This is a genomic window from Glutamicibacter sp. NPDC087344 (assembly GCF_044744225.1).
In the GTDB taxonomy this organism is placed as follows: Bacteria; Actinomycetota; Actinomycetes; order Actinomycetales; family Micrococcaceae; genus Glutamicibacter.
The window spans coordinates 1-24,876 of record NZ_JBIUXY010000012.1; the positions used below are offsets into that span (position 1 = coordinate 1).

A 24,876-nucleotide genomic window follows, 5' to 3' on the forward strand; every position below is an offset into this window, starting at 1 on the left:
GGAAGCTAAGGCCCATTGCGCCGATGGTACTGCACTCGTGAGGGTGTGGGAGAGTAGGTCACCGCCGGACTTAACTTGATAGATGGGGGAGGGGTCCTAACACACAGTGTGTGTTGGGGCCCTTCTTCTGTTTAACCCGCAGGGTGGGGATGGGGTAGCGTGTGCTACCCCACTTTTCTGTTTAAGCTCTTTCTCAAAAGAAGCAACATGTCTTGCTAGGTTTGTCCGCGGAGCTATCTGACCGCGTAGCGTAGAGACTATGGATACGCTTTTTTACGCGCACCGAGGCAGCTCCCACAAATATTCTGAGAACACTCGTGCCGCTTACCTGCAGGCAATGGATGAGGGGGCCGATGGCATTGAATGCGATGTCCATCTGACCAAGGACGGAATTGTTGTCTGTCATCATGACCCGACCGTAGACCGTACCTCGGATACAACGGGGCTGGTCTCGGATCTCACCCTGTCCGAAATGAAGGCCATGGACTTCACCGGGGTGGTGCCGAGCCTCATTCCTGAAGACTACGGTCAAGAAAACGAGCAGCTTTTGAGCCTGACCGAGCTATTCGAGATTCTGGAAGCTCGTGCTCAGCCCATTGGGTTGGCCATTGAGATCAAGCACCCAAGCCCCTTTGGACACCTCCTGGAAGACGGTGTCCTTAAAGTCCTGGCCGACAATTATTTTGATCCAGCCACCGGGACTGCCGGAAGCACAGGACAGATTGCAGTGACTTTGATGAGCTTTGAGCCGGAGTCGCTGCGTTACCTTTCGCGTACCGTCGACAAAGCGTTGTTATGCCAGCTGATTACCGAAGTTGATGCCGCTTGGGTGGACGAGCTTGTCTCGACGGGGCAAATCGGACGGGCCGCGGTGTACGAAGTCCTTTACCGTTCGGTGGCTGAGGGAATCGAATTCATCAATGCCGGTGGCGCCGGTATTGTTGGCCCTGGAGTCGCCTGGACCCGCGCCAACGAGAAGTTAGTGCGTGAATGGCTCGAGCGCGGTTTAGCCGCCAGAATTTGGACGGTTGACCGTCCTGCCGACGCCCAATATTTGGTTAATCTGGGAGTAGGGCAGTTGACGAGTAATCGACCGGCAGAACTTCGCAGGGAATTGGAACAGAACTAAAAATATGAGTACGGCCTTAACGCAAGAAAACCTCTATCTTCAGAACACCTATGTCTTCGAAACGCCAGCGCAGGTGATCGCCAGCGGCGCCGATGACGACGGTTCGTGGATTGCCCTGAGCCCAAACATTTTTCATCCCCGCGGCGGTGGGCAACCGGAGGATTCAGGAACCGTCGATGGGCATCCGGTCAGTGTCTCTCGAGACGCCGATGGGCTGGTGATTCTTCATGGCGCCCCGCAGCTGCCGGTCGGGGCTCAGGTCCAAAGCGCCATCGTCAAAGAACTACGCCTGGCGCATGCCGCGTTGCACACCGCCGGGCACGTCCTGGGATTTGCCGGGGAGGATCGCGGCTGGCAGCACAAGGGGCATTCGCACTTCCCCGGTCAGTCGCGCCTGGACTTCGATCCGGCTAGCGTGGATATGCCGTTGAATGGTGAAACCGAACGCGAAGCGGCCAAAGTGTGGCTGCAGGAACGTGTCAACGAGTTGCTGGCCGGTGGTGGCAACATCACCACAACCATGAACGCTGAGGGCCTGCGTACCGTACACATCGAGGGAATCAATGCCGAACCCTGTGGTGGTACCCACGTTTCTCACGTGGACCAGCTGGTGGACGTGATCATTGTCGAGGCAAAGGTCAAACGAGGCGTTTACAAAATCCGCTACGACGCACACCATCGTGACTAAGTGGCTTACCCCAGCGACGAAGATGGGTTTGTCCATTGCGATCGCGACGGGGCTTTACGGAATCTCATTTGGCGCGCTGTCGGTAGCCGCGGGGCTGAACCTGTGGCAGACCATCGCCCTGAGCGCGCTGATGTTCACCGGTGGCTCGCAGTTTGCCTTCATCGGGGTGATCTCCGGCGGCGGTGCTGGTTCGGCGGCTTTCTCCGCGGCTTCCCTGCTGGGTATTCGAAATGCCGTGTACGGCATGCAGATCAAACAGACCCTGCGCCCGCGGGTGAAGCAGGTGCCGTGGATGGCTCAACTGACCATCGACGAATCGACGGCAGTGAGCCTTGGGCAGGTTGATGCGCAAGAAAAACGCCGCGGCTTCTTCAGCGCGGGTGTGGGGATCTATATCCTGTGGAACGTATTCACCGTTGCTGGCGCATTGCTCGGCGAACGTATGGGGGATCCAGCTGCGTGGGGACTGGATGGAGCCGCCGTCGCCGCATTCGTCGGGCTGCTGTGGCCACGCCTGAAATCGTTGGAGCCCGTGTTGATCGCGTTGGCGGCCGCCGTGGTCACCGCCTGTGCCGTGCCATGGACCAACCCGGGGATGCCGATCCTCATTACGGCCTGCTGTGCCGCGGTGTACGCGTTGCTCACCGGACGCCGGGCCAAACCCGCGACAGAGCACGGACAACTGCAAAACGTAGAGCGGGAGTCTGAATGAGTGAATTAAGCTGGTGGATCCTCGCCGCCTGCCTGAGCGCCTACGCCATCAAACTCTGCGGCTATTTTGTGCCGCGCAAGGTGCTGGATTCTCCGACGATGTCCCATGTCGCCGCGACCCTGACCGTTGCACTCCTGGCCTCACTGGTCACCGTGAACACCTTCACCACTGGTCAAGAACTGGTTATCGATGCGCGGATCGGGGCCTTGGCGGCTGCGATTATTGCGTTGCTGTTTAAAGCTCCGTACCTTGTGGTGGTGATTGCCGGCGCCTTGGCCGCGGTGCTTTTGCGGCTCACCGGGTTGGCCGCCTGAAAATCTCCAGGGCGCCGCAATGCTTTATGAATTACAGGTTCACGGTGAGAGAGTTGAATTCAGGATCGTAAGGGTTCCGGCAGCATCAGGGTTTTGCACTCCCGATGGCTCGGTGTTGCCTGCCCGAGCGCTCAAAATATGGTGCAACTCCGGGAGGCACCTGAGCTTGTGCCCGCCAAACATCTGAAGAAGGAATATCCATGATCGTCGCATTTTCCGTAGCTCCATCAGGTACCGGCAGCAACCCCGACGGGTCGGTACATGACGCCGTCGCCGCGGCGGTGAAGGTCGTTCGCGACTCGGGACTGCCCAACCGGACCTCGAGCATGTTCACCGAGATCGAAGGTGAATGGGACGAAGTCTTCGACGTCGTTAAACGTGCCACCGAGGCGGTCGCGCCGTTTGGTTCGCGAATTTCACTCGTGATCAAGGCAGATATCCGCCCTGGTTTTGAAGGGGAAATCGATGGCAAGCTTGAGCGCTTGGAACACGCCATCGAGGAATCGGGGCAGTAGCCTGTTTTGGCATGCCCTCAGTCGGAGGGCATGCCACCGTCGAAGTGCCCTGGGCTGTCGTTCTCGGAGACGGGATTGTTCCCGATGCGCAGGCGGTAGGCCAAAGAGCTCTCTGAGCTGTTCGGAGTCACCAAGCGCAGAGTCCAGAGATTCTTCGCGGAGGCCGCGAAGAAGGCCGAAGGCAAAGACCTGCCAATGACCCCGTGAAACCCGGCGACGCCAGGAACTTTACCAACCGATAGAAAGAAGCAGAACTATGAAAATACGGATACGTGCAAAACATTGAGACTTTGGAACTGTCGGGTTCTCGATCTGAACCAACAACGGCGGTAGCAACAAAATCGGTGTTGACTATACTTGATGAGGCTGACGCCTGCCACGTTCATAAACGAGACAGGCATCGGTATTCATTTAATGGCAGTCGTCGCTACAAGCCCAGCGCCTCGTATCCGTCTTCTCCGAAGCCACTGCCCTTATGAGCCTTCAAAACTTCAAAAGCTAGGGCTTGGCTACCGACAACCTCCGCGACGAGGCGAATCGCCTCAGCAAGGTCGATGCCACCATTGGCCTGCGCTAACGACAACACAGGAAACAGCTCGATCATCGGCTTGGCCCTGACTACCTGCGGCTCTTGCCCTCGCGCCCTACTCAGCACAGCTCCCAGGACCAAGTTCAGTGCCGCGCGCCGTTCACCGGAGATCTCATTCTGGGCAAGAACGGCTTCGAATGGCACGTCGTCTCGGAACTTGGCACTTAAGATGACAGAGGTCAGCACCCCCCCGCAGTTCTTCCAGATCGCGTTCGAGTTTTTCGATTCTGTGATCGTTCATCGGTGGGTCCTTCTTTCGTCGGTGGCTTTAGCGCTCAAAGTAGAATCCACAAGGCTCCTTCTACCGCGGTCGCGATCACTTGGGCGGTACCGTGGCCCAGCGATCCTTTGAGACCGTTATACACGGCAGTGCGCACTTGGTGCGTCATGATGTCGGGGATGTTCGCGACATCGTCGATGACATTGGCAATGTGTCCCGAGTTATTGCGCAGAGCTTTCCGGGCTCCAGCGTCCAGCCAGTCGCCGGCGATGTTGATGATGGTGTTCGCTTCTCCGCGAGCAACAGCACGAGTTAACCGTCGACGCTTTGGCCAGCTGGACGCATGGGAGTATGGTGCCGAACCGTTCGACTGCCCCAGCTGCGGTATTCACCTCAAGCCAATTAGAATTGACAGCATCTTCGCCACTGACTACCGAAAAGAGGCATCCCGTGGATATGCTGGCCTCCGTCTTAGGAGTGACGGCATCGTCAGTCTTCCTGACCATCGTAGGTGCCGGGTTCATCGCAAACCGCACGGTCAGCGGCACGGTACGGCACTACAAGGCCGTCACCGTCATTTTGACGGCGTTTTGGCCACTGGTGCTCCTGTCGTCGTTCTGCGCGGCAGCCCATAGCTTGGACCGCAACCTGTTCTCATCCTTCGTCTCCGTAACCCAGATCGTCATGTCCTGGATCGAATGGAACCGCTACAAGGACGACGACAACTGGTGGAAGGGCCGTGGCAAGAAGCTGGGTCGCGCAATCAAGGGGATGTTCGAGGGCTCGGCGTCCACCTCGCTGACCGGAGGCGTCGCTTAGACATCGCGTTGCGTTGGGGAGGTACGACAGCCTGAGAAGATCTTGCACTGGCGCAACCTCGGGATTCTGAAGCTGCCTGCCGAGAATGTCGAGGTCGCCGGGTTAGTCCCTGCCCTTATTACGGCTTCAGGAGTACTCTGAAATCGAGGAGCCCGGGGCTGTCCACGGCGAAATACACTGCGCCGGCTACCTGCTGATCCTGAAAACCTAAGGGTGTCCACAGGGTCAGTGAGTGCCGGTGCGCAACGCCAAGCTAGCCGCGGGAAAAGGAGACAACGGCCGGTAACGGGCAACGTGAGGAGAAGCTGGAACCATGATTCACCACTTGGCAGACAAAGAGAGTTCCGCGGTAGACGACTACCTGAACTCAGCCCTTGGGCTGGAGATCCCAGAGCTGGAAACCGGCCGGGAACATGCCCACAACGCTGGATTGCCGCACATCGAGGTAAGCGCCGCGCAAGGCAAGTTCTTGCAATTGCTGACCGAGATTTCCGGGGCTACTCGCGTTTTGGAAATTGGGACGCTTGGCGGGTATTCGACCAGCTGGTTGGCCCTCGGTGTTGGCCCGCAGGGCAGCGTAGTTTCCTGCGAGTTCGAACCCCTGCATGCCTCGGTCGCCAGGGAGAACCTGCAAAGAGCCGGGCTCTCCGACCGTGTGGAAATCAAGCTCGGCCCTGCGCAGGGATCACTCGATAAACTGATCAGTACCCGTAGCCCCGCATTCGACCTCATTTTCATCGATGCGGACAAACGGAATAACGTAGCCTATCTGGAGCGTGCCTTGGAGCTTTCTCGTTCCGGAACCGTTCTTGTGCTGGATAACGTCGTCAGGGCCGGCCATGTGCTTGACGACCCGGCGGAACTTGGCCTGCAAGAAGCGGATCTGCGCGGAGTTCAGCAGTCGTTGCGCTGGCTTCGGGACGAACCCCGGGTGTCTGCTACCGCCTTGCAGACCGTTGGTTCCAAGGGATGGGACGGTTTCGCGCTCGCCCGAGTGCTCTAAGTGCGAGGCTAGCCGCGTGAGGAGTCGCGTAAATTCAGAAAATAATTTTCGTCGACTTCCTCATCGGCTCCCGGTTCTTCAAATGGCGGGAACTTCATGATGAGAAGATAAGCCGCGAAGCCGCACAGAAGCCCCACGACGGTGCCGACCAGGATCGCGTACGTGGTGCCGCGTAAGAGTCCGCCAACTGCGGGGCCAATCATCATGGGCACCACGTAGTAGTAGGACCGTGAGGTGGTTGGTCCCCAGAATTTTTCGATCTTGGCCAAGGTGCTGAACCCGATCACCAAAACCAAGCTGCCTAAGAGGATGACCCAAAAACTGGGTGAGAGACTGATGATGAGAGTCAGGCTGGCAATAACGCCACCAGTCAGTAGTGCAAACGACTGATTTCGACGCACCGGCTGGCTCCTTCCTTCCATTAGCTCTATTTACCTATCAATCATTTCAAAGACAGGAGATGCTCGCAATCGTACTTAAGTAGGAGGGTGGTGCGTTCCGGGGCTCCACCGCCACCCTGCCGTAGGGTTGATAATGTGCCAGAACTGAAAGATTATCGAATCCGCGCAGCCACTGCCGCGGACGTGCGGCCGGCTTTGGAAATGAAGCTGATTGCTTGGAAAGAAAGTTACGCCGAATTCCGCGGCGCTGACTTTTTCACTTTCCATGAGCGACAAATCGACGCTCAGGTTGCCTGGTGGGAACGCGGTTTAGCCAGTGGTGCCCAGTTTTTTATTGCGCAGGACCCTGCCGGGCGGATCATCGGTCTGGCTGGTGGAACCCCGGTGGTGGAAGAAGATCAAGACGCTGGGGTCGACATTGAACTGGGGATGCTCTACATCCTGGCCGAATACTACGGCACCGGTTTGGGTGCCCACCTGCTTCAGGTGGTGCTGAACCAACGCCCGGCATTGGTCTGGGTGCTGCAGGGCAACCAGCGCGCCATAACCTTCTACCGCAAACATGGTTTTGAACTCGACGGAACCAGCGAAGAACTGACCGGTTCATGGGATGGACTGCGAGAACTGAGGATGGTGCGCCGCAATGGCTAAAGACGTCGCCGCGGGGCTGGTAGGAAGCTACCAGATCGATACCGGCCTAGCTGAAATTGAGTCAGACCCCTACGGTGCCAACCGCTACATCCTTAAAGTCAACGGGGTGCCCTCCTCGCACATCGACCTGGACGATCCGGGGTACCTGGACTTTGAATACATGCGTTGGATGGAACCGATCTTCACGGAGGGCTACCGGCCCGAAGATTTTGACGGGCGCGCCCGGAAGCTGCGGGTGCTGCACCTGGGCGGCGGCGGGTGCTCGATGGCCCGCTGGGTGGCCTCGCGTTATGAGAACGCCCGCCAGGTAGTGGTGGAGCTGGACGGAAAACTGGCCGAATTGGTGCGCACCAACTTCCAGGTGCCCCGCGCTCCCTTGGTGCGTTTGCGCGTGGGAGATGCCGGGCAGGTGCTGCCCACGCTCAGTGATGACAGCCGGGACGTGATCATACGCGACGTTTTCGCCGGGAGCACAACCCCGCGTCAGCTGACCACCGTGGGTTATGCCCGCCACGCGCAGCGGGTGCTGGATACCGGTGGGGTGTACATCATGAACTGCGGTGACACCGCTGATCTTGGCCTGGCGCGAGCGGAGGCCGCCACGTTGCTGCAGGTGTTCAGCCATGTGGCCATGGTCGCCGACCCGCCGATGCTCAAGGGACGGCGTTATGGAAACATCGTGTTTTTGGCCAGCGATGAACCGTTGGCGCTGGGGCCGGCCTTTGAGCGCAGCCTGCGCACCGCGCCATTGCCGGCCCAACTGGTTTCCGGAGCAGCCGTGAACCGGTTTGCCGGCTCGTCCGCACCTATCGAGGACTAGGACCCCGGATGCTGCGCGCCGTGGCGGTAGCTTGATCCGTCGGCGGCGCGCAGCACCAAGCCATGGTCTACCAGGTAGCGGCGAATCAGCGCGGTGTCCGGGTGGAAAACTCGCAGGCGTTCGTTGAGCTGATCTTCGCGCAGCTCATCCTCGCTGCTGATGACGGCATCACGAAGATAGGTCAACACCTCCAGGCGATCGCCGGGTTTAGCTGGCAGCGTGTGCAAGGCGGTGCCGGTAAAAAACCTTTGGATTCCGCTGCGGTCCGCCTTGCTGGCCTTTGCCGCGTTGAGGGTCTCATGCAGCAACGTTTCGTTCAGTTCCCACCCGCCTGGTTCGGCACGGTGCAGCAAACCGATCTGCTCCCAGCGTGCAAGGTCCTTGGCGCTGCGGGAACCTGCTGCATCCGGGCGCGGGTCTTGGCCGAGCAATACCTGCCCCAGCATCTGCCGCATACTTTGGTTGTTCAGCCCCGCCGCCACCTGGATCCAGGTTCCCGTGGGGAAATCCGCCACTTCATTGTGATCTGCCATGACTTCATGTTAACCAAGCCGTTTGCCGAAGGGCACCCCCAAATGAACTGCGGCCCGCCCCGAATGCATCGGGGCGGGCCGCAGGATCAGGCGTGATCGGGTTAGTTCACCCCGGCCCAGCTTTCAATCAGTCCAATACCGAAGAACAGCACAAACGCGGCGGCGACTGCCCACATCAGCGGGTGGATTTCCTTGGCGCGTCCCTGCGTTGCACGGATGAAGACGTAGGCGATGAAGCCCGCGCCGATGCCGTTGGCAATGGAGTAGGTGAATGGCATCAGGGTGAAGGTCAGGAAGGACGGCAGGGCAATTCCCCAGTCGTTCCAGTCGATCTTGGTGATCTGGCTGATCATCATGAAACCGACAACCACCAGGGCCGGGGCCACTGCCTCGAATGGCACCAAGTAGATCAGCGGGCTGAGGAACATCGCCACAACCATCAGCAGGCCGGTGACCACGGAGGCCAAACCGGTGCGTGCGCCTTCGCCGATGCCGGCGCCGGATTCAACAAAAATCTGCGCCGAGGAGCTCGAGGTGCCGCCGCCCACGATGGCGCCCGCGGCGTCAACCAACAGCACCTTGTCCACGTTCGGAATCTGTCCGTTTTCATCCATTACCTCGGCCTCGGAAGCCAGGCCCACCATGGTGCCCATGGCGTCGAAGAAGATCGAGAGCAGGATGACAAATGCAAGCAGCGAAGCGGCGGTCGGGCCGATCTTGGCGAAGGCGCCGAACAGGCTCACCTGGCCAATCAGCGACAGGTCCGGCAGCTGCCAGTCCGGCAGCGACGGGACCACCAGCGACCAGCCGTTGGTCTGGGACTCGCTGATGTGGAAAACTGCCTCAAAAATGTTGGCCACCACGGCCGAAACCACGATGCCAATCAGGATGGCGCCCTTGACCTTGCGCACCACCAGGGCCATGGTCAGCAGCAGGCCGATGATGAACACCAGGATCGGGAAGCCCATGAGCTGCCCGTCGAAGCCCAGGCCTACCGGGACGGTGGTGTGCGCGGCGTCCGGGATACGCTGGACAAAACCGGCATTAACCAAACCGATCAGCGCGATGAACATGCCGATACCCACCACAATGGCGGTTTTCAAGCCCGCGGGAACCGCGTTGAACACCGCGGTCCTGAATCCGGTGAGCACCAGCGCGAACATCACTATACCCGCAATCACCACCAGGCCCATCACGTCGGCCCAGGTGAGTTCCGGGTTGGTGGTGACGGTAATGGCAACAAATGCGTTCACACCCAGGCCTGTGGCCATGGCAAACGGGTGGCGGGCCCAGATGCCCATGATGATGGTCAGCACACCGGAGACCAAGGCGGTCACCGCGGCGACCCGCTGGATTCCCAGCTCGCCACCGGAGGAATCGGCCCCGGAGAGTACCAGCGGGTTGAGCACCACGATATAGCTCATGGCAAAGAAGGTGGCGATGCCGCCACGCAGTTCGGTGGCGAAGGTGGAGCGCCGCTCCGAAATCTTGAAATAGCGGTCAAGGCGTTCGCGCATACTACTGGCAGGCGCGGATTTTGTGGAGGAGGACATAGGAAAATTCTAGGTGCTCATCCACTCTTTCCAATACCTAATACTATTCTGAGTAGGCTATGCGTGAAATCTTTAGATCCAACTCACACGAGCGGGCGTCAACGAAGTACATTGGGTGTAAGGGGCATCACGCCCGAGTGAAACGGTATGTAGTTGAGGAGCGGGTCTGATGAGTGACGAAGCACCAGTCGCAGCTGAAAAAATCGAAGGCATCGTCGTCGGCGTAGACGGTTCGCAGCAGAGCAAATGCGCGCTGCGTTGGGCCGAACGCGAAGCGGTGCGCCGTGGAAGTGTGCTGAACATTGTGTCGGCCTACACGATCCCCGTTTTCGCCGCGTCCTCCATGGACGCTGGCTACTCAACGCTCGATGATGATCTGATCCGCGGCGGCGCCGAGGACATTGTGCGCCAGGCCCGCAAGGATCTGGAAAACAGCCAGGCGACCATCCGCACCTACATTGAATCCGGGGATCCTTCCGGGGTGCTGCTGGATCTGAGCAAGGATGCCGAACTGGTGGTGGTTGGCACCCGCGGTCGAGGCGGTTTTGTGGGCCGCCTGCTCGGCTCGGTTTCCTCCGCGCTGCCGGCCCACGCCAAGTGCCCCACCGTGGTGGTTCCGCTGGCCGTGGCCAAGGAGCAGGAAGGCGACGCGACGGCAGCGGCCACTCGCAAGGCCATTGTGGTTGGTGTGGACGGGTCGGATCGGGCTCGTGCGGCGGTGCTCGCCGCCGCTGATGCGGCGATCGCCAGCGACCTGACCCTGCGCCTGATCTGCGCCGTCGCCCCGGTGGGTGCGGCGCTGGCCTGGATGCCGGCTACGGTAGACCAGGAAGCGGTGCTGGAAGACGTGCGTTACCAGATGAGTGTGGGTGTGGCCTGGCTGACCTCGCACTATCCGAACCTGAAGATTGAAACCGAGGTCGTCAGCGGCCCTCCGGTTGAGGTGCTGATCCGTGAATCCGAGCATGCGGTGCTGACCGTGACCGGTTCGCGTGGCCGCGGCGGGTTCGCCGGCATGCTGCTGGGTTCAACCTCCCAGGGTGTGCTGCACCATTCAAAGGGCCCGGTGATGGTGGTTCCCGATTCGGATGATCCGCGTCTGGCGGATCGGAAGAATTTCGACACCCGCGCCAATGACTAGCTGGTGAGCTAACCGAAGTTTGGCCGCAAGGCATGGTGGGCCGGCCCGCTGCTCTTCTGCTGAAGGGCGGCGGGCCGGCCTTTTGGCGCTTGTGCGGTTTTAGAGCCAGAGATCCCTGAAATGCGGCGGCAGGCGGCGCGAGAACTCGGGTTCGTAGGTGTTCAGAAGTTCCACCAGCTCGCTAATGCGTTCCTCGGTCATGTAGACGCTTGGGGCCGAGATGGACACCGAGGCCACGGGTGCGCCCTGGCGATCGCGAATGGCGATGGCCACGCAGATCAGCCCGAGCTCATTTTCCTGTTTGTCCAGGGCGTAGCCGCGTTCGCGGATCTGGGCTAGTTCGGCTTCGAATTCCGCCGCGGTTTTGATCGAGAATTCGGTGACCGTGCGTTCGGGGTCGAACTGGGCCAGTGCGGTTTCGCGGGGTTCGAAAGACAGCAGCATTTTGCCCATGGCGGTGGTTTGCGTCTGGAAACGCGAGCCCGGCCGCGAGGCCATTTCCACCCCGCGACTGCCTCTTGACTTGGCTAGATAGAGAACTTCTGTGCCGTCGAGGACGCCGAGGTGGCAGGTTTCGCGGGTCTTGAGCGAAATGTCTTGCAGCATGCCCTGTACCTCGGCTGGGAGATCAAGGCTGGCCTCGGCCTGGGAGCCGAGTTCCAAGAGCTTGACCCCTAATTTGTAGTGGTGCTCAACCGAAAGCGTGAGGTACTTTTTGGCAACCAAAGAGGAAAGCATGCGGTGAGCCGAGGAGCGGCTGATACCCGAGAGCCGAGCGACGTCGTCGAGCCTGTTGTAACCGCTGGCGACGAGTTCAAGTAGCTCGAGGCCTCGTTCTAAGGTCTTGGAGCCGGTGGCGTTTTCCATGCTGATAGTCAATCACGAGAACATGTCCAACACCGATTCTTAAGCCGTTGTCCGAATTTTTACGGACCGGCTATTGCGTGACTCACAAAATGCGCTAGAGTCGGAGAAGAAAAATTTGGGATGCCGTCCCGATAATCGGGATGACGCTGAAATGAAAATGGTATCTATGAGCCAGAACAAGGAAGTTCACGTGGGGGACCCCGCGACTCAGAACGCACCGCAAGAGCCAGCAGTCGACCAGGCTAACGTGCGTCGCGCGGCCTGGGCGGGCCTGGTTGGCACCGCCCTGGAGCAGTATGACTTCGTCATCTACGGCACCGCCTCCGCGATTATCTTCAACACGATCTTTTTCCCGAACGTCTCCCCGGCGATCGGCATCATCGCTTCCTTCGGCGCCTATGCCGTGGGTTTTGGTGCTCGTCCGCTCGGCGGCCTGTTCTTCTCCCGCTTCGGGGATCGATTGGGACGCAAGTGGGTGCTGGTCTGCACACTGTTCCTGATGGGTATCGCGACCTTCGCCATCGGCCTGCTGCCAACCTATGCCCAGGCCGGGATCTGGGCGCCGATCCTGCTGGTCGCCTGCCGCTTCCTGCAGGGCTTCGGCGCGGGCGCCGAACAAGCCGGCGGTGTGGTGCTGCTGGCCGAAACCGCCGCCAAGGGCAGCCGTGGCCGCTTCGCGTCACTGATCTTTGTCGGGGCCGCCGCCGGTACGGCCATCGGCGCCGTGGTATGGATCCTGGTGCAGATGCTGCCCGAAGAGGCACTGCTGAGCTACGGCTGGCGTTTGGTGTTCTTCTCCTCGATCTTCGTGACCATCGCCGCGTACATCATTCGCCGCCGGCTCAAAGAGTCCCCGATCATGGACGAACTGAAGGAAGACGCCGGCAGCGCTGAACGCCAGCAGACTCCGGTCGGTGAAGTTTTCCGCCACGGCCGCAAGGGTTTGTTCCGGGTTTTCTTCATGAATGTCGGCGCCAATGCGCACTCGTACATTTTCCAGACCTTCCTCGGGTCGTACTTGATCACCTACCTGGACGTTGATTCCAAGTTCATCCCCAAGGTGCTGTTTGTCGGTGCACTGTTCGCATGTATTTCCGCGGTGGTGGCCGGAAGCCTGTCGGATAAGTACGGGCGCCGCCCGGTCTACCTCTCGATCACCAGTTTCCTGCTGATCTTCCCGTTCCCGGCCTTCATGCTGCTCAATACCGGCAGCACCTTCTGGATGACCGTAGTGATCATCCTCGGCTTCATCTTCGCCGCCCAGGGCACGGTGGGTGTCCAGGCCGCGTACTTCCCGGAGCTGTTCGGCTCGCGCTACCGCTACGCCGGCGTGGCCCTGGGCCGCGAATTCTCCTCCGTTTTCGGCGGCGGCATCGCCCCGCTGATCTGTTCCGCGCTGGTGACCTGGGCCTCGGGCTCCTGGTGGCCGGTTGCCATCTACATGATGCTGATGATGGCGATTTCCGTCATCGCCACCATCAAATCCCCTGAAACTCTCGACCGCGACCTGCGCTTGAAGGAAGATGCCTGAGCATGAGCCTGAAAATTCTGATTACCGACTGCGACCACGACTCGACCGAGGTTGAACTGCAGGTCGCCCGCGCGGCGGGTATCGAGCTCGAAGTGGCGCAGTGCCGCAGCGAGGATGACGTGATCGCGGCGGCCGCCGGATTCGACGGCATCGTGGTGCAGTACGCACCCATCACCGCTCGGGTGCTCGATGCGCTGCCTCAGCTAAAGGCCATTGGCCGTTACGGTGTCGGCGTGGACACCCTGGACGTGCCGGCCGCCACAGAACGCGGAGTGCTGGTGTGCAATGTGCCGGACTACGGGACCGAGGATGTCTCCGACCATGCCATCGCCCTGGCGCTCACCCTGGCCCGCGGCACCGCCCGGTTGGACCGCGAGGTGCGCGCCGGGAACTTCTCTCTGGAAAGCATCAAGCCGCTGCACCGGTTCAACTCCCGCGTTTTCGGTGTGTTCGGGCTGGGCTTGATTGGCGCGGCCACCGCTCGGAAGGCCAAGGGCCTCGGCTACGAGGTCATCGGTTTTGATCCGGTGCGCGAGCCTGGAACCGTGACCGAGGAGGGCGTGGCAGTGGTCAGCCGCGAGGAACTGCTGCAGCGCGCCGATGTGATCTCCCTGCACGTGCCGCTGAACACGCACACCCACCACCTGGTCAACGACGAATTCCTGTCCGCGGTGAAGGACGGCGCGGTGCTGATCAACACCTGCCGTGGCGGGGTGGTAGACACCCAGGCGGTGGTTCGCGCCCTGGAATCCGGCAAGTTGTACGGTGCCGGGCTTGACGTGTTCGAGCAAGAGCCGTTGCCTGCCGATGCCCCGATCCTGCGCCAGCCAAACGCCGTGCTGACCCCGCACGCGGCGTGGTACTCCGAGGAGTCCTACACCGAGCTCAAGTCGCGCACCGTGCAGAACATCGCCGACTACCTGTTGGGCCGCACCCCGCGCAATATCTACAACCCGGACGCGCTGAAACTGGCTGCCAAGTCAGCCGCCAACTAAGAAGGACCCGTACGTTGAATAACACCCACCCCGCCGGTTCGCCGGTCCCCAACCCGCTGGATTTGAGCGGGCGCACCGCCGTGGTCACCGGAGCCTCACGCGGCATCGGCCTGAGCATCGCGCTGAGCTTGATGACCCAAGGCGCGCATGTTGTGTGCCTGCAACGCGGGCCGCTGGCGACCGAGCTGGCGCAGCTGGCCGCAGCGACCGGGCGTACTGCCGCCGCCTTTTCGGTGGACCTGACCGATGCCCGGTCCGTGGCCGCCGCGGCTGCCGCGGTCCTTGCGCAGCATCGTGTGGATATCCTGGTGAACAATGCCGGAACGCAGATTCGCCATGACGCTGTCGAGTTCCCTTTGGAGGACTTCGACACGGTGATGAATGTGAATACCCGTGCGGTGTTCCAACTCTGCCAGGCCTTCGGTGCGCCGATGCTTGAACGCGGCGAAGGCAAAATCATCAACCTGGCCTCGATGCTGACCTTCCAGGGCGGATTCCGTGTCCCAGCATATGCGGCATCCAAGGGCGCGGTGGCGCAGCTGACCAAGGCCCTGTGCAATGAATGGGCCGGACGCGGGGTCAACGTGAATGCGGTGGCTCCGGGGTACATCGCGACCGAGATGAATAGCGCGCTGCTGGCCGACGAGGCCCGCAACGAACAAATTTTGGTGCGGATCCCGGCCGGGCGCTGGGGTAATGCCAACGACCTGGCCGGAGCGGTCCTGTTCCTGGCCAGCGACGCGGCGGACTACATCCACGGCACGGTCCTCCCGGTAGACGGAGGGTGGCTTTCACGATGAGCACCCAGTTGAGTAACGCTATCCAACGGGTTCCCGTACCCGAACTGTTGAGCGCCAACCCGGTGGTGGCCGTGCTGCGGGCCGCCCACGCCAGTGAATATGCGCCGGTCATCGAGGCCTTGGTGGCTGGCGGGGTGAACAACATCGAGCTCACGTTGAGCACCCGCGGGGTGTTTGAACTGCTCGCCGAGATCTGCGAGCAGTTTGACGGCCGGGCCCAGATCGGGGTGGGAACGGTCACCACCGCGCCCGAGGCTCGCCAGGCGATCGCCTCCGGCGCCCGGTTTATCGTCACCCCGGTCACCGACCCGGAGATTGTCGACGCCTGCGTCCAGGCGGGGATTCCGGTGTTCCCCGGCGGGTTGACCCCCACCGAACTGCATCGCGGCTGGGCGGCCGGCGCCAGCGCGGTCAAGGTGTTCCCGGCGTCCCAAGTAGGCGCCGGATACCTCAAAGACCTTCGCGGCCCGTTCCCGCAGATCCAGGTCATCCCCTCCGGCGGGGTGGGTGTCGCCGAAGCTATTGAATGGATCAAAGCAGGTGCGGTGGCGGTGTCGGTAGGCGGACCCCTGGTGGGCGACGCCTTCAAGGGCGGAGACTTATCCGCACTGACCGAGCGCGCCCGTACGTTGCAGCTAGCGGTGCGTGCGGCCCGCGATGAAGCAGTAAGCGCAGGGAACTGAGCATGATATCGGAGCAACGCTTCACGGACGTGGTGACCGTGGGGGAGACCATGGCGCTGATGCGCAGCACCGTTCCCGGCCCCTTGGCGCACAACGCCCAGCTGGGTCTGGGGGTCGGCGGCTCGGAATCCAACTTCGCCATTGCCCTGCGCCGGCTCGGCGCCAGCGTGACCTGGGTGGGCCGGGTAGGCCAAGACGCCCTGGGCGACCTGGTGGAACGCGAAATCCGCGGCGAGGACGTGCACACCGTGGTGGTCCGCGACCCGCAGGCCGCCACCGCGCTGATGATCAAGGAATCCCGCACCAGCCACCATCAGAAGGTCTACTACTATCGCCAAAACCAGGCAGGCTCCCGGATTGAGCCGGCAGACCTGCCCCGCGATGTGATCTCCCGGGCCAAGGCGCTGCACCTGACCGGCATCAGCGCCGGATTGTCCAGTTCTTCCGAACGCACTCTCCACGCGGCGATCGACATTGCGCAGGCCGCCGGGGTGCAGGTAGTTTTCGACCTGAACTACCGGGCGGGACTGTGGAACGAAGAACAGGCCCGTGAAGCCTACGCGCGGATCCTGCCGCGTGTGGACGTGGTTTTTGCCGGGGACGACGAGGCCGCAATCGCCCTGGGACACCACGGGGAACCGGCCGCACTGGCCGAAGGACTAGCCGCCTTGGGGCCGACGCAGGCGATCATTAAGCTCGGTGAGCGCGGTTGTGCCGCGCTGATTGACGGAACGTATTATGAACGCGAAGCGGTGGCCGTCGACGCGGTGGACACCGTGGGAGCAGGAGACGCTTTTGTCGCCGGGTACGTGGCGGAACTCCTTGCCGGTTTGCCGCCGGCCGACCGCTTGGAGACCGCGGTGCGCACCGGCGCATTCGCCTGTTTGGTCCCCGGCGACTGGGAAGGGATGCCGCGCCGGAATGAACTGGGCCTGTTGGGGACCAGCGAACCGGTGATCCGCTAAACGGCCCGCGGGCCAAAAAATTTTGATGAGGGGAAAAAACATGAAGGCAGTTGTGGTTCGCGGAGCCATGGATCTACGCATCGAACAAACCCCGGTGGCCACCGCCGGCGCGGGCCAGGTTCTGGTGGCGATCAGCTACGGCGGGATCTGCGGCTCCGACCTGCACTATTGGCAGTACGGAGCCAACGGTTCCTTCCAGGTGCGTGAACCCTTGGTGCTGGGGCATGAAGTTGTTGGACGGGTGGCCCAGCTCGGGCCGGAAGTCAGCGGGTTTGCACTCGGTGATCCGGTGGCGATTCACCCGGCATCCCCCTGCCCGCTGCCTGGTGCGGCCCCGAGCGGACTGCACCTTGCGGCAGGCGGAAGCTACCTGGGCAGCGCCAGCACCACCCCGCACACCCAGGGTGGGTTGACCGGGAACCTGGTGGTCCAGGTTGAACAGCTGCGTGCGCTGCCCGCCGAGTTGGAACTGCGCACCGCCGCGCTCGCCGAGCCGCTAGCCATTGCCCTGCACGGCGTTGGCCGGTTGGGGGATGCGGTGAAGGGTGCCCGGTGTTTTGTCAGCGGGGCCGGACCAATCGGGTTGTTGGCCGCCGCGGTATTGCGGTTCCGCGGGGCGGCCCATGTTGCGATCAGCGACCTGCAGCCGCGGGCGCTAGAGGTTGCCGGTGCACTGGGAGCAGATGAGCTCATCAACATTGCCGAGGGCCAAGCACCGAGCGATGCAGGGTTCGACATCGGCATTGAGGCGGCCGGTGCGCCGCGCAGCCTGCAGACGGTGCTGGGTGCGGTGCGCCGTGCTGGTTCGGTGGTGCAGCTGGGGATTCTTCCACGCGATCCGTCACCAGTGGGCCTGGCCGAACTGGGTTTGCGCGAACTGACCGTCTACGGCTCCCAGCGTTTCGAGACCGAACTGGATGAAGCCATCGAGTTGTTGGCCGCGCATCCCGAACTGGAACAGGTCATCAGCCACGTATTCGAACTGGAAGATGCTGTCAGCGCCTTTGAGATGGCGGCGGATTCAGCAAAATCGTCCAAGGTGCTGATTCACCTCGCCGACTGATACGGTCAATGATGTGAGCTAGAAGTAGAGGAAAACGGCCGGGATCATTGCGATCCCGGCCATTTGCCTGCCCGCACGGGACTGGCGGGTTCAACGAAGAAAACAGTTAGTGTTGGCTCGAATTGGATGCGGGCGATAGGTGATCCAAACGCAGCTCGCACAGCGTTGTATTCATCCAATGGCCGGCGAAGGGGCCGGTTGCCGCTTGGGCGATTCGTTCTCGGTAGCCGACTTCACGAAACCCGAGCTTCTGATGCAGGCTCAGGCTGGGGTGATTTACGGAGAAGACGGAGCATTGAATCATCCAATAACCATGCAAGGTCGCCTGCTCGATCAGCTTCTGGAGCAAAAGGTTTGCCACGCCTTGGCCTGAAAATCTGGGGTCGACGTAAACCGAATGCTCTATGACGCCGCGATAGGCCTGCCGTGTGGAGACCGGGGTGGCGGCAATCCAGCCGAGTACACGCTGATCTTCGGTGACCGCGACGTATCCAAGGTTTTGGATTTTGCCGGTGAAGAATTTTTCTTCCGCGGGCACGGTATGTTCGAAGGTCGCAATGCCGGTGTCGATTCCCAGCTGGTAAATGCGGCTGACTTGGGTCCAGTGGTGGGTGGTTAGTTGCTCCAGCTGGAAACTCGGGTGGGTGTTCACGCCTAGAGCCCGCGAATGAGGTTTACAGCCTGATTCAGGGCCTGTGGGTGCAGGGTGTAGTACGCCCACGTTCCTCGTTTCTCACGCGTCAACATCCCGGCCTCGACCAGGATTTTGAGGTGGTGTGAGACCGTTGGCTGGCCTAGTTGCAGGGGCTCAGTGAGATCGCAGACGCAGGTCCCGTCTGCCGGCCCGTTTTTGATGATGGAGAGCAGACGCAATCGATTCGGGTCAGCAAGTGCCTTGAAGAACCGAGCGCTGTCCCGCGCCGTGTGCTCGTCCAAGGTTTCTTGCGCTGTCGGTATGCAGCAAGCGGCCTCGCCTGCAGCGGTGGTTGTAGGCCCTGCAACCATCAGTGCACCTCCGTACTAAATTGACATTCATCGATGTATGCAATCATACTCGAGGCGAATCAAATATCGATAAATGTCAATATTTCAAAAGGATGCGCTGTGCCCTCGAAGACAGTTCCAGATGCCAGGCGGAATCCGGGGAAACTTTCAACACTTGATCGCTTCTTGCCGGTATGGATTCTTCTGGCAATGGGCCTAGGCCTTGGCTTGGGACGTCTTGTTCCTTCCTTGGGACACTGGCTCGATTCCATGTCAGTTGCAGGAATCTCAATGCCGATCGCGTTGGGTCTCCTCGTGATGATGTATCCGGTGCTTGCCAAGGTGCGTTTTACCGAGGTCGGTAGTGTGGCGGCTGATAAGAAGTTGATGATCACCTCACTGGTGATCAATTGGCTTCTGGCTCCGGCCTTCATGTTTCTATTGGCATGGGTGTTTCTCCCGGATTTGCCCGAATACCGCACCGGCCTGATCATTGTTGGGCTCGCTCGATGTATCGCTATGGTGCTCATCTGGAATGAGCTGGCTTGTGGAGATCGGGAAGCGGCCGCAGTTCTGGTTGCCATCAATTCGGTGTTCCAAGTCTTGGCGTTTGGGGTACTTGGATGGTTCTACTTGCAGGTGCTTCCTGCCTGGTTGGGTCTTCCCACAACCAGTGCCGAGTTCTCCATCGGCGCGATCACGCTTTCCGTGCTTGTATTTCTCGGGCTGCCGTTGCTGGCAGGGTATCTGACCAGGTTTGTCGGGGAGAAGACCAAGGGCCGAGAGTGGTATGAGAATAGGCTTCTTCCCCAACTTGGTCCCTGGGCTCTGTATGGACTGCTCTTCACCATTGCCCTGCTTTTCGCCCTGCAGGGTGAGGCCATTACGAGCAAACCCTGGGACGTGCTCCGTATTGCGCTACCGCTTTTGGTGTACTTCGTGGTGGTGTTCGGCGTCGGAATGCTCAGTGGGAAGGCGCTGAACCTTGGTTATGAGCGAACCACAACACTGGCCTTCACTGCGGCGGGAAACAACTTCGAATTGGCCATTGCCGTGGCAATTGCAACTTTTGGAGCCTCCAGCGGTCAAGCTCTGGCAGGAGTAGTTGGACCGTTGATCGAAGTGCCAATCTTGGTCGCCCTGGTCTACGTAGCTCTGTGGGCTCGCAAATTCTTCAGAAATGCACCGAGGCGAATCTGACGGGTGGACCCGAGAATATGCTCAACAACTACGAAAAACTGGGGAAATCACGGTGAATCAGCAAAAACCATCCGTCCTGTTCGTCTGTGTCCATAACGCTGGGCGCTCGCAAATGGCCGCCGCCTATCTGCATCACCTTTCCGCGGGGTTGATTGCGGTTCGCTCGGCAGGTTCGATGCCGGCGCAACGGCTGAATCCTGTTGCGGTGCAAGTCATGTCCGAGGCGGGCATCGACATGTCGGCGCAGATGCCAAAGATCCTAACCGCCGAGGCGGTTCAGTTATCGGACGTGGTGATCACCATGGGGTGCGGGGATAGTTGTCCGGTATTCCCGGGTAAACGCTATGAAGATTGGAAACTTGATGACCCCGCCAACCAGACAACGGACGCCGTCCGCCGCATCCGTGACGAAATACGTTCGCGTGTCGAAGTGCTCATCAGCGAGCTACTTCCGGCTCGTTAGGAGATTCCCTCATGATTGCTGACTACCCTGTCATCGTTATTGGCGCGGGCCCTATCGGCTTGTCAGCCGCCACCCACCTGCGTCTACGCAAACAAAATTTTGTTGTGTTGGAAGCTGGAGATGCGGCGGGAGCCACAATGAAGCAGTGGGCTCATATCAAGCTCTTTTCACCATGGAAATACAACGTTGATCCCCAAGCGCGGCGACTGTTGGAGACTTCGCGTGGATCCTCTCCAGACGGCTGGGAAATGCCGCGAGAAACCTCGTTACCCACCGGTGGCGAACTGGTCGACCGCTATCTCCGGCCGCTCGCGGCTCACCCAGGGCTGTCCCCGTCGATCCATTACCAACACCGGGTGCTGAATGTATCCCGAATCATGGCAGGCGGACAGGGCCTGGACAAAACCCGAAAAACCGACCGTGACAGGTCGCTATTCTTGGTGCGCACGCAGACACCTCAAGGAATCAGGGACCTTGTCGGGCGGGCAGTCATCGACGCTTCGGGAACGTGGGAAACCTCCAACCCAATCGGTCGCGCAGGTCTGAGCGCACCAGGGGAATCTGAAGCGCGGGCGCTGGGCAAAATTACTTCTCCGCTGCCGGACCCGCTAGGTGCCGACCGCGAACGGTTTATGGGGAAGACTGTCTTGGTACTCGGGGCCGGGCACTCGGCTGCGAATACGCTGATCGCTTTGGGGCGGTTGAAGCAACAGAACGAAAATACCCGGATCTTATGGGGTCTGCGCGGGGCCGCCAATCCGGTCAAACTCTACGGAGGTGCAGCTGCAGACCAGCTCCCGGCCCGTGGCCAACTGGGCATCAGCTTGCGACGCCTCGTTGACGCGGGGCACATCACCATCGTTGAAGACCTTGCAATCACGGGTATTAGGAGTCGCAAACGGATCGATCTTGAGTCGGCGGATGGCCGCGAGCTGTCGGTGGACTACGTTGTACCGGCCACGGGTTTCCGTCCCGCTTTGGGTATGCTCTCGGAACTGCGGTTGGATCTCGACCCTGCGGTGGAAGCACCGAAGGAACTTGGTCCGCTGATTGATCCCGAGTTCCATAGTTGTGGAACGGTCTCAGCGCACGGTGAGTCTGCGCTGGCCCACCCGGAACAGAACTTTTACATCGTCGGGGCAAAAAGTTATGGGCGTGCACCGACCTTCCTCATGGCCACCGGCTACGAACAAGTACGATCAGTCGTTGCGCACCTGGCGGGGGACTTCAAAGCTTCCTTGGCAGTTGAACTGCGTCTACCGGAAACAGGTGTATGCTCTACCGGGCGTGACGGAGCACGCGACGAGCCGGCCGGTGAAATCTCGAGAGGCAGCCTTATGCGGACTCAAGACAATGATCGTTGCCAGACTGCTCAACAAACGAAGTTCGGCGTCCCCACGGGAACGCTGCATGGGTTTACCGAAACGCAGGCCCCGAACTAACAATCGCTGAGGTGATGGCCAAGTGCCTATCCCATGGTGAATCTTTCCCTGGGCGCGCGAGTCCTGTTGCGCCAAAAACACTAAACCGCCCCGGCCGCCGTAGTAAATACGGGAACCGGGGCGGAGAAGTGTCTTGAATTTAGTAGCGGGCAGCCTTCGAGTAGAGGTTGTTCACCCAACTCAGCGGGGTGACCGAAATGCCGGCATTAGGGTTACGGGCGTGAACTACCTGGCCGTTACCGATGTAGATGGCCACGTGGTAGAACGAGGACCCACCGTTAGAGGAGGAGAACACCAGGTCACCTGGCTGCAGGTTGCTCAGCGACACGTACTGCGGTGCTGAGAAGAACTGCTGGGTCGAGGTGCGGGGCAAGCTGATGCCGGACTGGCTGAACGCACGCTGCGAGAAGCTCGAGCAGTCGAAGGCGTTCGGTCCATTGCCGCCGTACACGTAGTACTTGCTGTTGTCATTGGCGGTTTTCAGGGCCCAAGAGATTGCCGCACCGTAGCTCTGCCCGCTGCCCTGAGGAGTGACTTCCTGCTCCTGCTTGGGAGCTTCGGTCTTCTCTACCTTGGGCTTCTGGGTAGCTTTAGGAGTTTCCTTAGGCTTCTGCGTGGCCTTAGGGGTCTGCGTAGCCTTGGGGGTTTCCTTGGGCTTCTGGGTTGCCTTTGGAGTCTCTTTCGGCTTCTGCGTGGCCTTTGGAGTCTCTTTTGGAGTCTGAGTTGCCTTGGGGGTTTCCGCCGGCTTCTGCGTGGCCTTAGGGGTTTCCTTTGGAGCTTGGGTTTCCTCGGCCTTTGGAGTCTCTACCGGCTTCTGAGTTTCCTCAGCCTTCGGAGTCTCGGTTGGCTCAGGCTCTTCGGTGACTTCCGGCTGCGGAGCGAGGGTCGGGGTGACGGTCTGGACTTCGTCCAGCTCAGGCTCTTCGGCCTTGGGCTTCACAGTTGGTTCGGCGGTCGACTCATCAACCTCCAGCTCCTGCGGCGCTTCAACGGCCAGTGGCTGAATGGTGCCCACTTCGCTCGGCATGGCCACAGGGGCATCTGCGGCGCTGATGCTCGCCTCCAGGGCGGTTTCGCGCTCTGCTTCTTCCTGCTCCTGCACCTGCTGGCGGATGTCGGCTTCTTCTTGGTCCTTGAGCGCTGCCAGGTTGCCAATCAGGTCATCACGCAGATCCTGCTCAGGCTGGATGGACGCCTCGTAAGCGGCCAGCGTGCTGTTTGCGGTCGCGGCGGAAGCGTCGTAGTTATCGGCTGCTTCCTTGGCTGCGCTCTGCGCGGCGTCTGCGTAGGACTGCCATGCGGAGACCAGTGCCTCGGCTTCGCTGGCCGAATTAACCGACTGAACCTGCTGCTGGCTCAGGGTGTCAATGGTGGCTGCCTTGTAGAAAAGGTCTTTGGAGTCATCGCTGTTCAGCAGGATGCCGAGCGTGGAACTGCTGGCTCCGTTGCGGTAGATGTCCGAGGCGATAGCGCCAAGATCCTTTTGGCTCTGCTCGAGGTATTTTTTCGCGTATTCCAGCTGCTTGACAGCTTTTTCAGCGTCGGCGGTACGCAGGTCACGCTCTTCACCGGCGCTCAGCAGCGACTCCTGAGCTTCTGCGGCCGCTGTCTCTGCCTGGAGGAGCTCTGCACGGCTCGATGCCAGCGAGGCCTCTAGGCGGGCGATCATCGCATTGGTGGAGTCTTTGTCTTTCTTGGCGGCTTCAATCTCAGCTGCGCTGGGCAGGCTGGAGACTGACGGCTCGGCACCGATCGACACTGTGGTCGGGAACGACGTAGTGGTTGCTGCTGAAGCGGGTGCTGCTCCGGCCAGGCAGGTGACTGCCAGAGCAAGAGTGCTCGCTGCAACGCCGAGCGTGTGGCGATAAGCCATATCGTTCCTCACTAAATCCAAGAGATGACGGTGGGGCCATTTCATTCTGTGACCATCCAAGGTCGAAAGGTCACGATTTGGATAAGCCCCAAATAGCACACTATGCCAACACTGGTAGCGTTCGCAACAGTAGTCACACCAGTCACACGAATTACACTGATGGAATTCTGCTCAAGATCTCGCGTGTGATTTGGAACGACGCGCGCATAAGGTCAGAGATGGCAGCACTGCCAAAACATTAAACCTTCACCCGACCCTGTGTGCCTTTTCGTAATTTTGAGCCTGCGGGTGACAAAAATGTAACGGTGGGCGACTGCCGACTCGGCGTTGGATTTTTCGACCTCTTAAAGGTGAGTTCAAAATATCCCGATCCGCGATCGATCGCCAGGGGAGATTCCGAGAACCTTCCGGATTGCATGGACCGATCCCTCGTGCCCGGCCGGACACTCGTCGTGTGAGCTCGGCCACCTACGAGTGCAGGCGTAGCTGCAATCTCACCACTTTTTGTGACGCACATCTCAGAAAGAGTTTTTCGAAAAAATCGCTCATGACCACCCGAGTTCGTGCAATTTTGCGTCGTCGATACCGAAGTGATGGGCCACCTCATGCATGACCGTAATCTTGATTTCGCGGACCACATCTTCGCGAGTTTCGCAGGCTCGAAGGGTGGGGTTTTTGAAGATGGTGATGCGATCTGGAAGGGCGCCTGATGCCCAGCCCTGATCTCGCTCGGTGAGTGCAACACCGTCGTAAATCCCCAGAATCTCGGTGTTTTCAGGCTCTCCGGGGAGGGGTTCATATTCGTTTTCGATAAAAAATATGACGTTGTCCATCATGTCCAGCGCCTGCTGCGGAATGGCATCGATGGCTTGCTGAACCAGGGCGTCGAACTCGTCGTCGGGCATCTGTAAATCCATGATTC

At 60.2% G+C, this 24,876-nt stretch carries 28 protein-coding genes; 19 read left to right on the top strand and 9 right to left on the bottom strand.

The window, feature by feature from the left end:
* Positions 1 to 259: 259 nt before the first annotated feature.
* The 5 genes from ACIOWL_RS17920 (at position 260) to ACIOWL_RS17940 (ending at position 3,358) form a co-directional block, all read left to right on the top strand.
* Entirely contained in the window at positions 260 to 1,129 is an 870-nt protein-coding gene (locus tag ACIOWL_RS17920; RefSeq protein ID WP_400388224.1) for a glycerophosphodiester phosphodiesterase, read from the top strand.
* A 4-nt stretch (positions 1,130 to 1,133) separates the two neighbouring features.
* Positions 1,134 to 1,817: a hypothetical protein gene (locus ACIOWL_RS17925; RefSeq protein ID WP_400388227.1), complete on the top strand. Its 684-nt coding sequence runs from the start codon at positions 1,134 to 1,136 to the stop codon at positions 1,815 to 1,817.
* Between the two features lie 22 nt (positions 1,818 to 1,839).
* On the top strand, positions 1,840 to 2,529 hold the full coding sequence (locus ACIOWL_RS17930) for an AzlC family ABC transporter permease (RefSeq protein ID WP_400388572.1): 690 nt from the start codon (positions 1,840 to 1,842) through the stop codon (positions 2,527 to 2,529).
* On the top strand, positions 2,526 to 2,843 hold the full coding sequence (locus ACIOWL_RS17935) for an AzlD domain-containing protein (RefSeq protein WP_400388229.1): 318 nt from the start codon (positions 2,526 to 2,528) through the stop codon (positions 2,841 to 2,843). The genes ACIOWL_RS17930 and ACIOWL_RS17935 overlap by 4 nt, the downstream gene beginning before the upstream one ends.
* A 200-nt stretch (positions 2,844 to 3,043) precedes the next feature.
* On the top strand, positions 3,044 to 3,358 hold the full coding sequence (locus tag ACIOWL_RS17940) for an MTH1187 family thiamine-binding protein (protein ID WP_400388232.1): 315 nt from the start codon (positions 3,044 to 3,046) through the stop codon (positions 3,356 to 3,358).
* Between the two features lie 427 nt (positions 3,359 to 3,785).
* On the opposite strand, the gene ACIOWL_RS17945 is transcribed toward ACIOWL_RS17940, so the two are convergent.
* Positions 3,786 to 4,091 (bottom strand): hypothetical protein, encoded by a 306-nt coding sequence (locus ACIOWL_RS17945; RefSeq protein WP_400388235.1) that lies wholly within the window; start codon positions 4,089 to 4,091, stop codon positions 3,786 to 3,788.
* A gap of 553 nt (positions 4,092 to 4,644) precedes the next feature.
* Between ACIOWL_RS17945 and ACIOWL_RS17950 the strand changes: the two genes are divergently transcribed.
* Both ACIOWL_RS17950 and ACIOWL_RS17955 read left to right on the top strand, forming a co-directional pair.
* On the top strand, positions 4,645 to 4,986 hold the full coding sequence (locus ACIOWL_RS17950; protein WP_400388238.1) for a hypothetical protein: 342 nt from the start codon (positions 4,645 to 4,647) through the stop codon (positions 4,984 to 4,986).
* Between the two features lie 313 nt (positions 4,987 to 5,299).
* Positions 5,300 to 5,989, top strand: a complete 690-nt coding sequence (locus tag ACIOWL_RS17955) for an O-methyltransferase (RefSeq protein WP_400388241.1) — start codon at positions 5,300 to 5,302, stop codon at positions 5,987 to 5,989.
* An 8-nt stretch (positions 5,990 to 5,997) separates the two neighbouring features.
* Here the strand turns inward: ACIOWL_RS17955 and ACIOWL_RS17960 are convergent, their stop codons facing one another.
* Positions 5,998 to 6,390 (bottom strand): hypothetical protein, encoded by a 393-nt coding sequence (locus ACIOWL_RS17960; protein ID WP_400388244.1) that lies wholly within the window; start codon positions 6,388 to 6,390, stop codon positions 5,998 to 6,000.
* 135 nt (positions 6,391 to 6,525) lie between these two features.
* On the opposite strand from ACIOWL_RS17960, the gene ACIOWL_RS17965 reads away from it, so the two are divergent.
* Positions 6,526 to 7,041, top strand: a complete 516-nt coding sequence (locus tag ACIOWL_RS17965) for a GNAT family N-acetyltransferase (RefSeq protein ID WP_400388246.1) — start codon at positions 6,526 to 6,528, stop codon at positions 7,039 to 7,041.
* A complete protein-coding gene (locus ACIOWL_RS17970; RefSeq protein ID WP_400388249.1) occupies positions 7,034 to 7,861 on the top strand; it encodes a spermidine synthase in 828 nt (275 codons plus the stop codon). Before ACIOWL_RS17965 ends, ACIOWL_RS17970 begins: the two co-directional genes overlap by 8 nt.
* Here ACIOWL_RS17970 and ACIOWL_RS17975 read toward each other — a convergent pair.
* Both ACIOWL_RS17975 and ACIOWL_RS17980 read right to left on the bottom strand, forming a co-directional pair.
* Complete coding sequence (locus tag ACIOWL_RS17975) at positions 7,858 to 8,394, bottom strand: DUF2087 domain-containing protein (protein WP_400388252.1); 537 nt, start codon at positions 8,392 to 8,394, stop codon at positions 7,858 to 7,860. The genes ACIOWL_RS17970 and ACIOWL_RS17975 overlap by 4 nt on opposite strands.
* 101 nt (positions 8,395 to 8,495) lie before the next feature.
* Positions 8,496 to 9,947: an NCS2 family permease gene (locus ACIOWL_RS17980; protein WP_400388255.1), complete on the bottom strand. Its 1,452-nt coding sequence runs from the start codon at positions 9,945 to 9,947 to the stop codon at positions 8,496 to 8,498.
* Between the two features lie 169 nt (positions 9,948 to 10,116).
* Between ACIOWL_RS17980 and ACIOWL_RS17985 the strand changes: the two genes are divergently transcribed.
* The gene (locus tag ACIOWL_RS17985) at positions 10,117 to 11,088 is read left to right on the top strand and encodes a universal stress protein (protein ID WP_400388258.1); all 972 of its coding nucleotides are present in this window, start codon (positions 10,117 to 10,119) and stop codon (positions 11,086 to 11,088) included.
* A 99-nt stretch (positions 11,089 to 11,187) separates the two neighbouring features.
* Here the strand turns inward: ACIOWL_RS17985 and ACIOWL_RS17990 are convergent, their stop codons facing one another.
* Entirely contained in the window at positions 11,188 to 11,955 is a 768-nt protein-coding gene (locus ACIOWL_RS17990; RefSeq protein ID WP_400388261.1) for an IclR family transcriptional regulator, read from the bottom strand.
* Between the two features lie 166 nt (positions 11,956 to 12,121).
* On the opposite strand from ACIOWL_RS17990, the gene ACIOWL_RS17995 reads away from it, so the two are divergent.
* From ACIOWL_RS17995 to ACIOWL_RS18020, 6 genes are read left to right on the top strand one after another with little or no spacing between them, the layout of a single operon-like run.
* Positions 12,122 to 13,486, top strand: coding sequence for an MFS transporter (locus ACIOWL_RS17995; RefSeq protein WP_400388264.1), 1,365 nt, complete (start codon positions 12,122 to 12,124; stop codon positions 13,484 to 13,486).
* Positions 13,487 to 13,488: 2 nt separating this feature from the next.
* The gene (locus ACIOWL_RS18000; RefSeq protein ID WP_400388267.1) at positions 13,489 to 14,481 is read left to right on the top strand and encodes a C-terminal binding protein; all 993 of its coding nucleotides are present in this window, start codon (positions 13,489 to 13,491) and stop codon (positions 14,479 to 14,481) included.
* Positions 14,482 to 14,495: 14 nt separating this feature from the next.
* Positions 14,496 to 15,281 carry a glucose 1-dehydrogenase gene (locus ACIOWL_RS18005; protein WP_400388270.1) on the top strand — a complete coding sequence of 262 codons (786 nt, stop codon included), beginning with the start codon at positions 14,496 to 14,498 and terminating at the stop codon, positions 15,279 to 15,281.
* Positions 15,278 to 15,964 carry a bifunctional 4-hydroxy-2-oxoglutarate aldolase/2-dehydro-3-deoxy-phosphogluconate aldolase gene (locus tag ACIOWL_RS18010; protein ID WP_400388281.1) on the top strand — a complete coding sequence of 229 codons (687 nt, stop codon included), beginning with the start codon at positions 15,278 to 15,280 and terminating at the stop codon, positions 15,962 to 15,964. Before ACIOWL_RS18005 ends, ACIOWL_RS18010 begins: the two co-directional genes overlap by 4 nt.
* A gap of 2 nt (positions 15,965 to 15,966) precedes the next feature.
* The gene (locus ACIOWL_RS18015; RefSeq protein ID WP_400388288.1) at positions 15,967 to 16,929 is read left to right on the top strand and encodes a sugar kinase; all 963 of its coding nucleotides are present in this window, start codon (positions 15,967 to 15,969) and stop codon (positions 16,927 to 16,929) included.
* A gap of 40 nt (positions 16,930 to 16,969) precedes the next feature.
* Positions 16,970 to 17,992 (top strand): L-idonate 5-dehydrogenase, encoded by a 1,023-nt coding sequence (locus ACIOWL_RS18020; RefSeq protein ID WP_400388291.1) that lies wholly within the window; start codon positions 16,970 to 16,972, stop codon positions 17,990 to 17,992.
* Between the two features lie 106 nt (positions 17,993 to 18,098).
* On the opposite strand, the gene ACIOWL_RS18025 is transcribed toward ACIOWL_RS18020, so the two are convergent.
* Both ACIOWL_RS18025 and ACIOWL_RS18030 read right to left on the bottom strand, forming a co-directional pair.
* Positions 18,099 to 18,644, bottom strand: a complete 546-nt coding sequence (locus ACIOWL_RS18025) for a GNAT family N-acetyltransferase (RefSeq protein WP_400388294.1) — start codon at positions 18,642 to 18,644, stop codon at positions 18,099 to 18,101.
* A 2-nt stretch (positions 18,645 to 18,646) separates the two neighbouring features.
* Entirely contained in the window at positions 18,647 to 18,997 is a 351-nt protein-coding gene (locus tag ACIOWL_RS18030) for an ArsR/SmtB family transcription factor (RefSeq protein ID WP_400388297.1), read from the bottom strand.
* 99 nt (positions 18,998 to 19,096) lie between these two features.
* On the opposite strand from ACIOWL_RS18030, the gene arsB reads away from it, so the two are divergent.
* The 3 genes from arsB to ACIOWL_RS18045 are packed head-to-tail and all read left to right on the top strand — an operon-like array spanning position 19,097 to position 22,081.
* Complete coding sequence (gene arsB / locus ACIOWL_RS18035) at positions 19,097 to 20,176, top strand: ACR3 family arsenite efflux transporter (protein ID WP_400388300.1); 1,080 nt, start codon at positions 19,097 to 19,099, stop codon at positions 20,174 to 20,176.
* A 52-nt stretch (positions 20,177 to 20,228) separates the two neighbouring features.
* Positions 20,229 to 20,639: an arsenate reductase ArsC gene (locus ACIOWL_RS18040; protein WP_400388302.1), complete on the top strand. Its 411-nt coding sequence runs from the start codon at positions 20,229 to 20,231 to the stop codon at positions 20,637 to 20,639.
* Between the two features lie 11 nt (positions 20,640 to 20,650).
* Complete coding sequence (locus ACIOWL_RS18045; RefSeq protein WP_400388304.1) at positions 20,651 to 22,081, top strand: FAD-dependent oxidoreductase; 1,431 nt, start codon at positions 20,651 to 20,653, stop codon at positions 22,079 to 22,081.
* Positions 22,082 to 22,220: 139 nt separating this feature from the next.
* Here the strand turns inward: ACIOWL_RS18045 and ACIOWL_RS18050 are convergent, their stop codons facing one another.
* Both ACIOWL_RS18050 and ACIOWL_RS18055 read right to left on the bottom strand, forming a co-directional pair.
* The gene (locus ACIOWL_RS18050; protein WP_400388307.1) at positions 22,221 to 23,954 is read right to left on the bottom strand and encodes an NlpC/P60 family protein; all 1,734 of its coding nucleotides are present in this window, start codon (positions 23,952 to 23,954) and stop codon (positions 22,221 to 22,223) included.
* A 545-nt stretch (positions 23,955 to 24,499) separates the two neighbouring features.
* Entirely contained in the window at positions 24,500 to 24,871 is a 372-nt protein-coding gene (locus ACIOWL_RS18055; protein ID WP_400388310.1) for a metallopeptidase family protein, read from the bottom strand.
* Between the last annotated feature and the right edge of the window lie 5 nt (positions 24,872 to 24,876).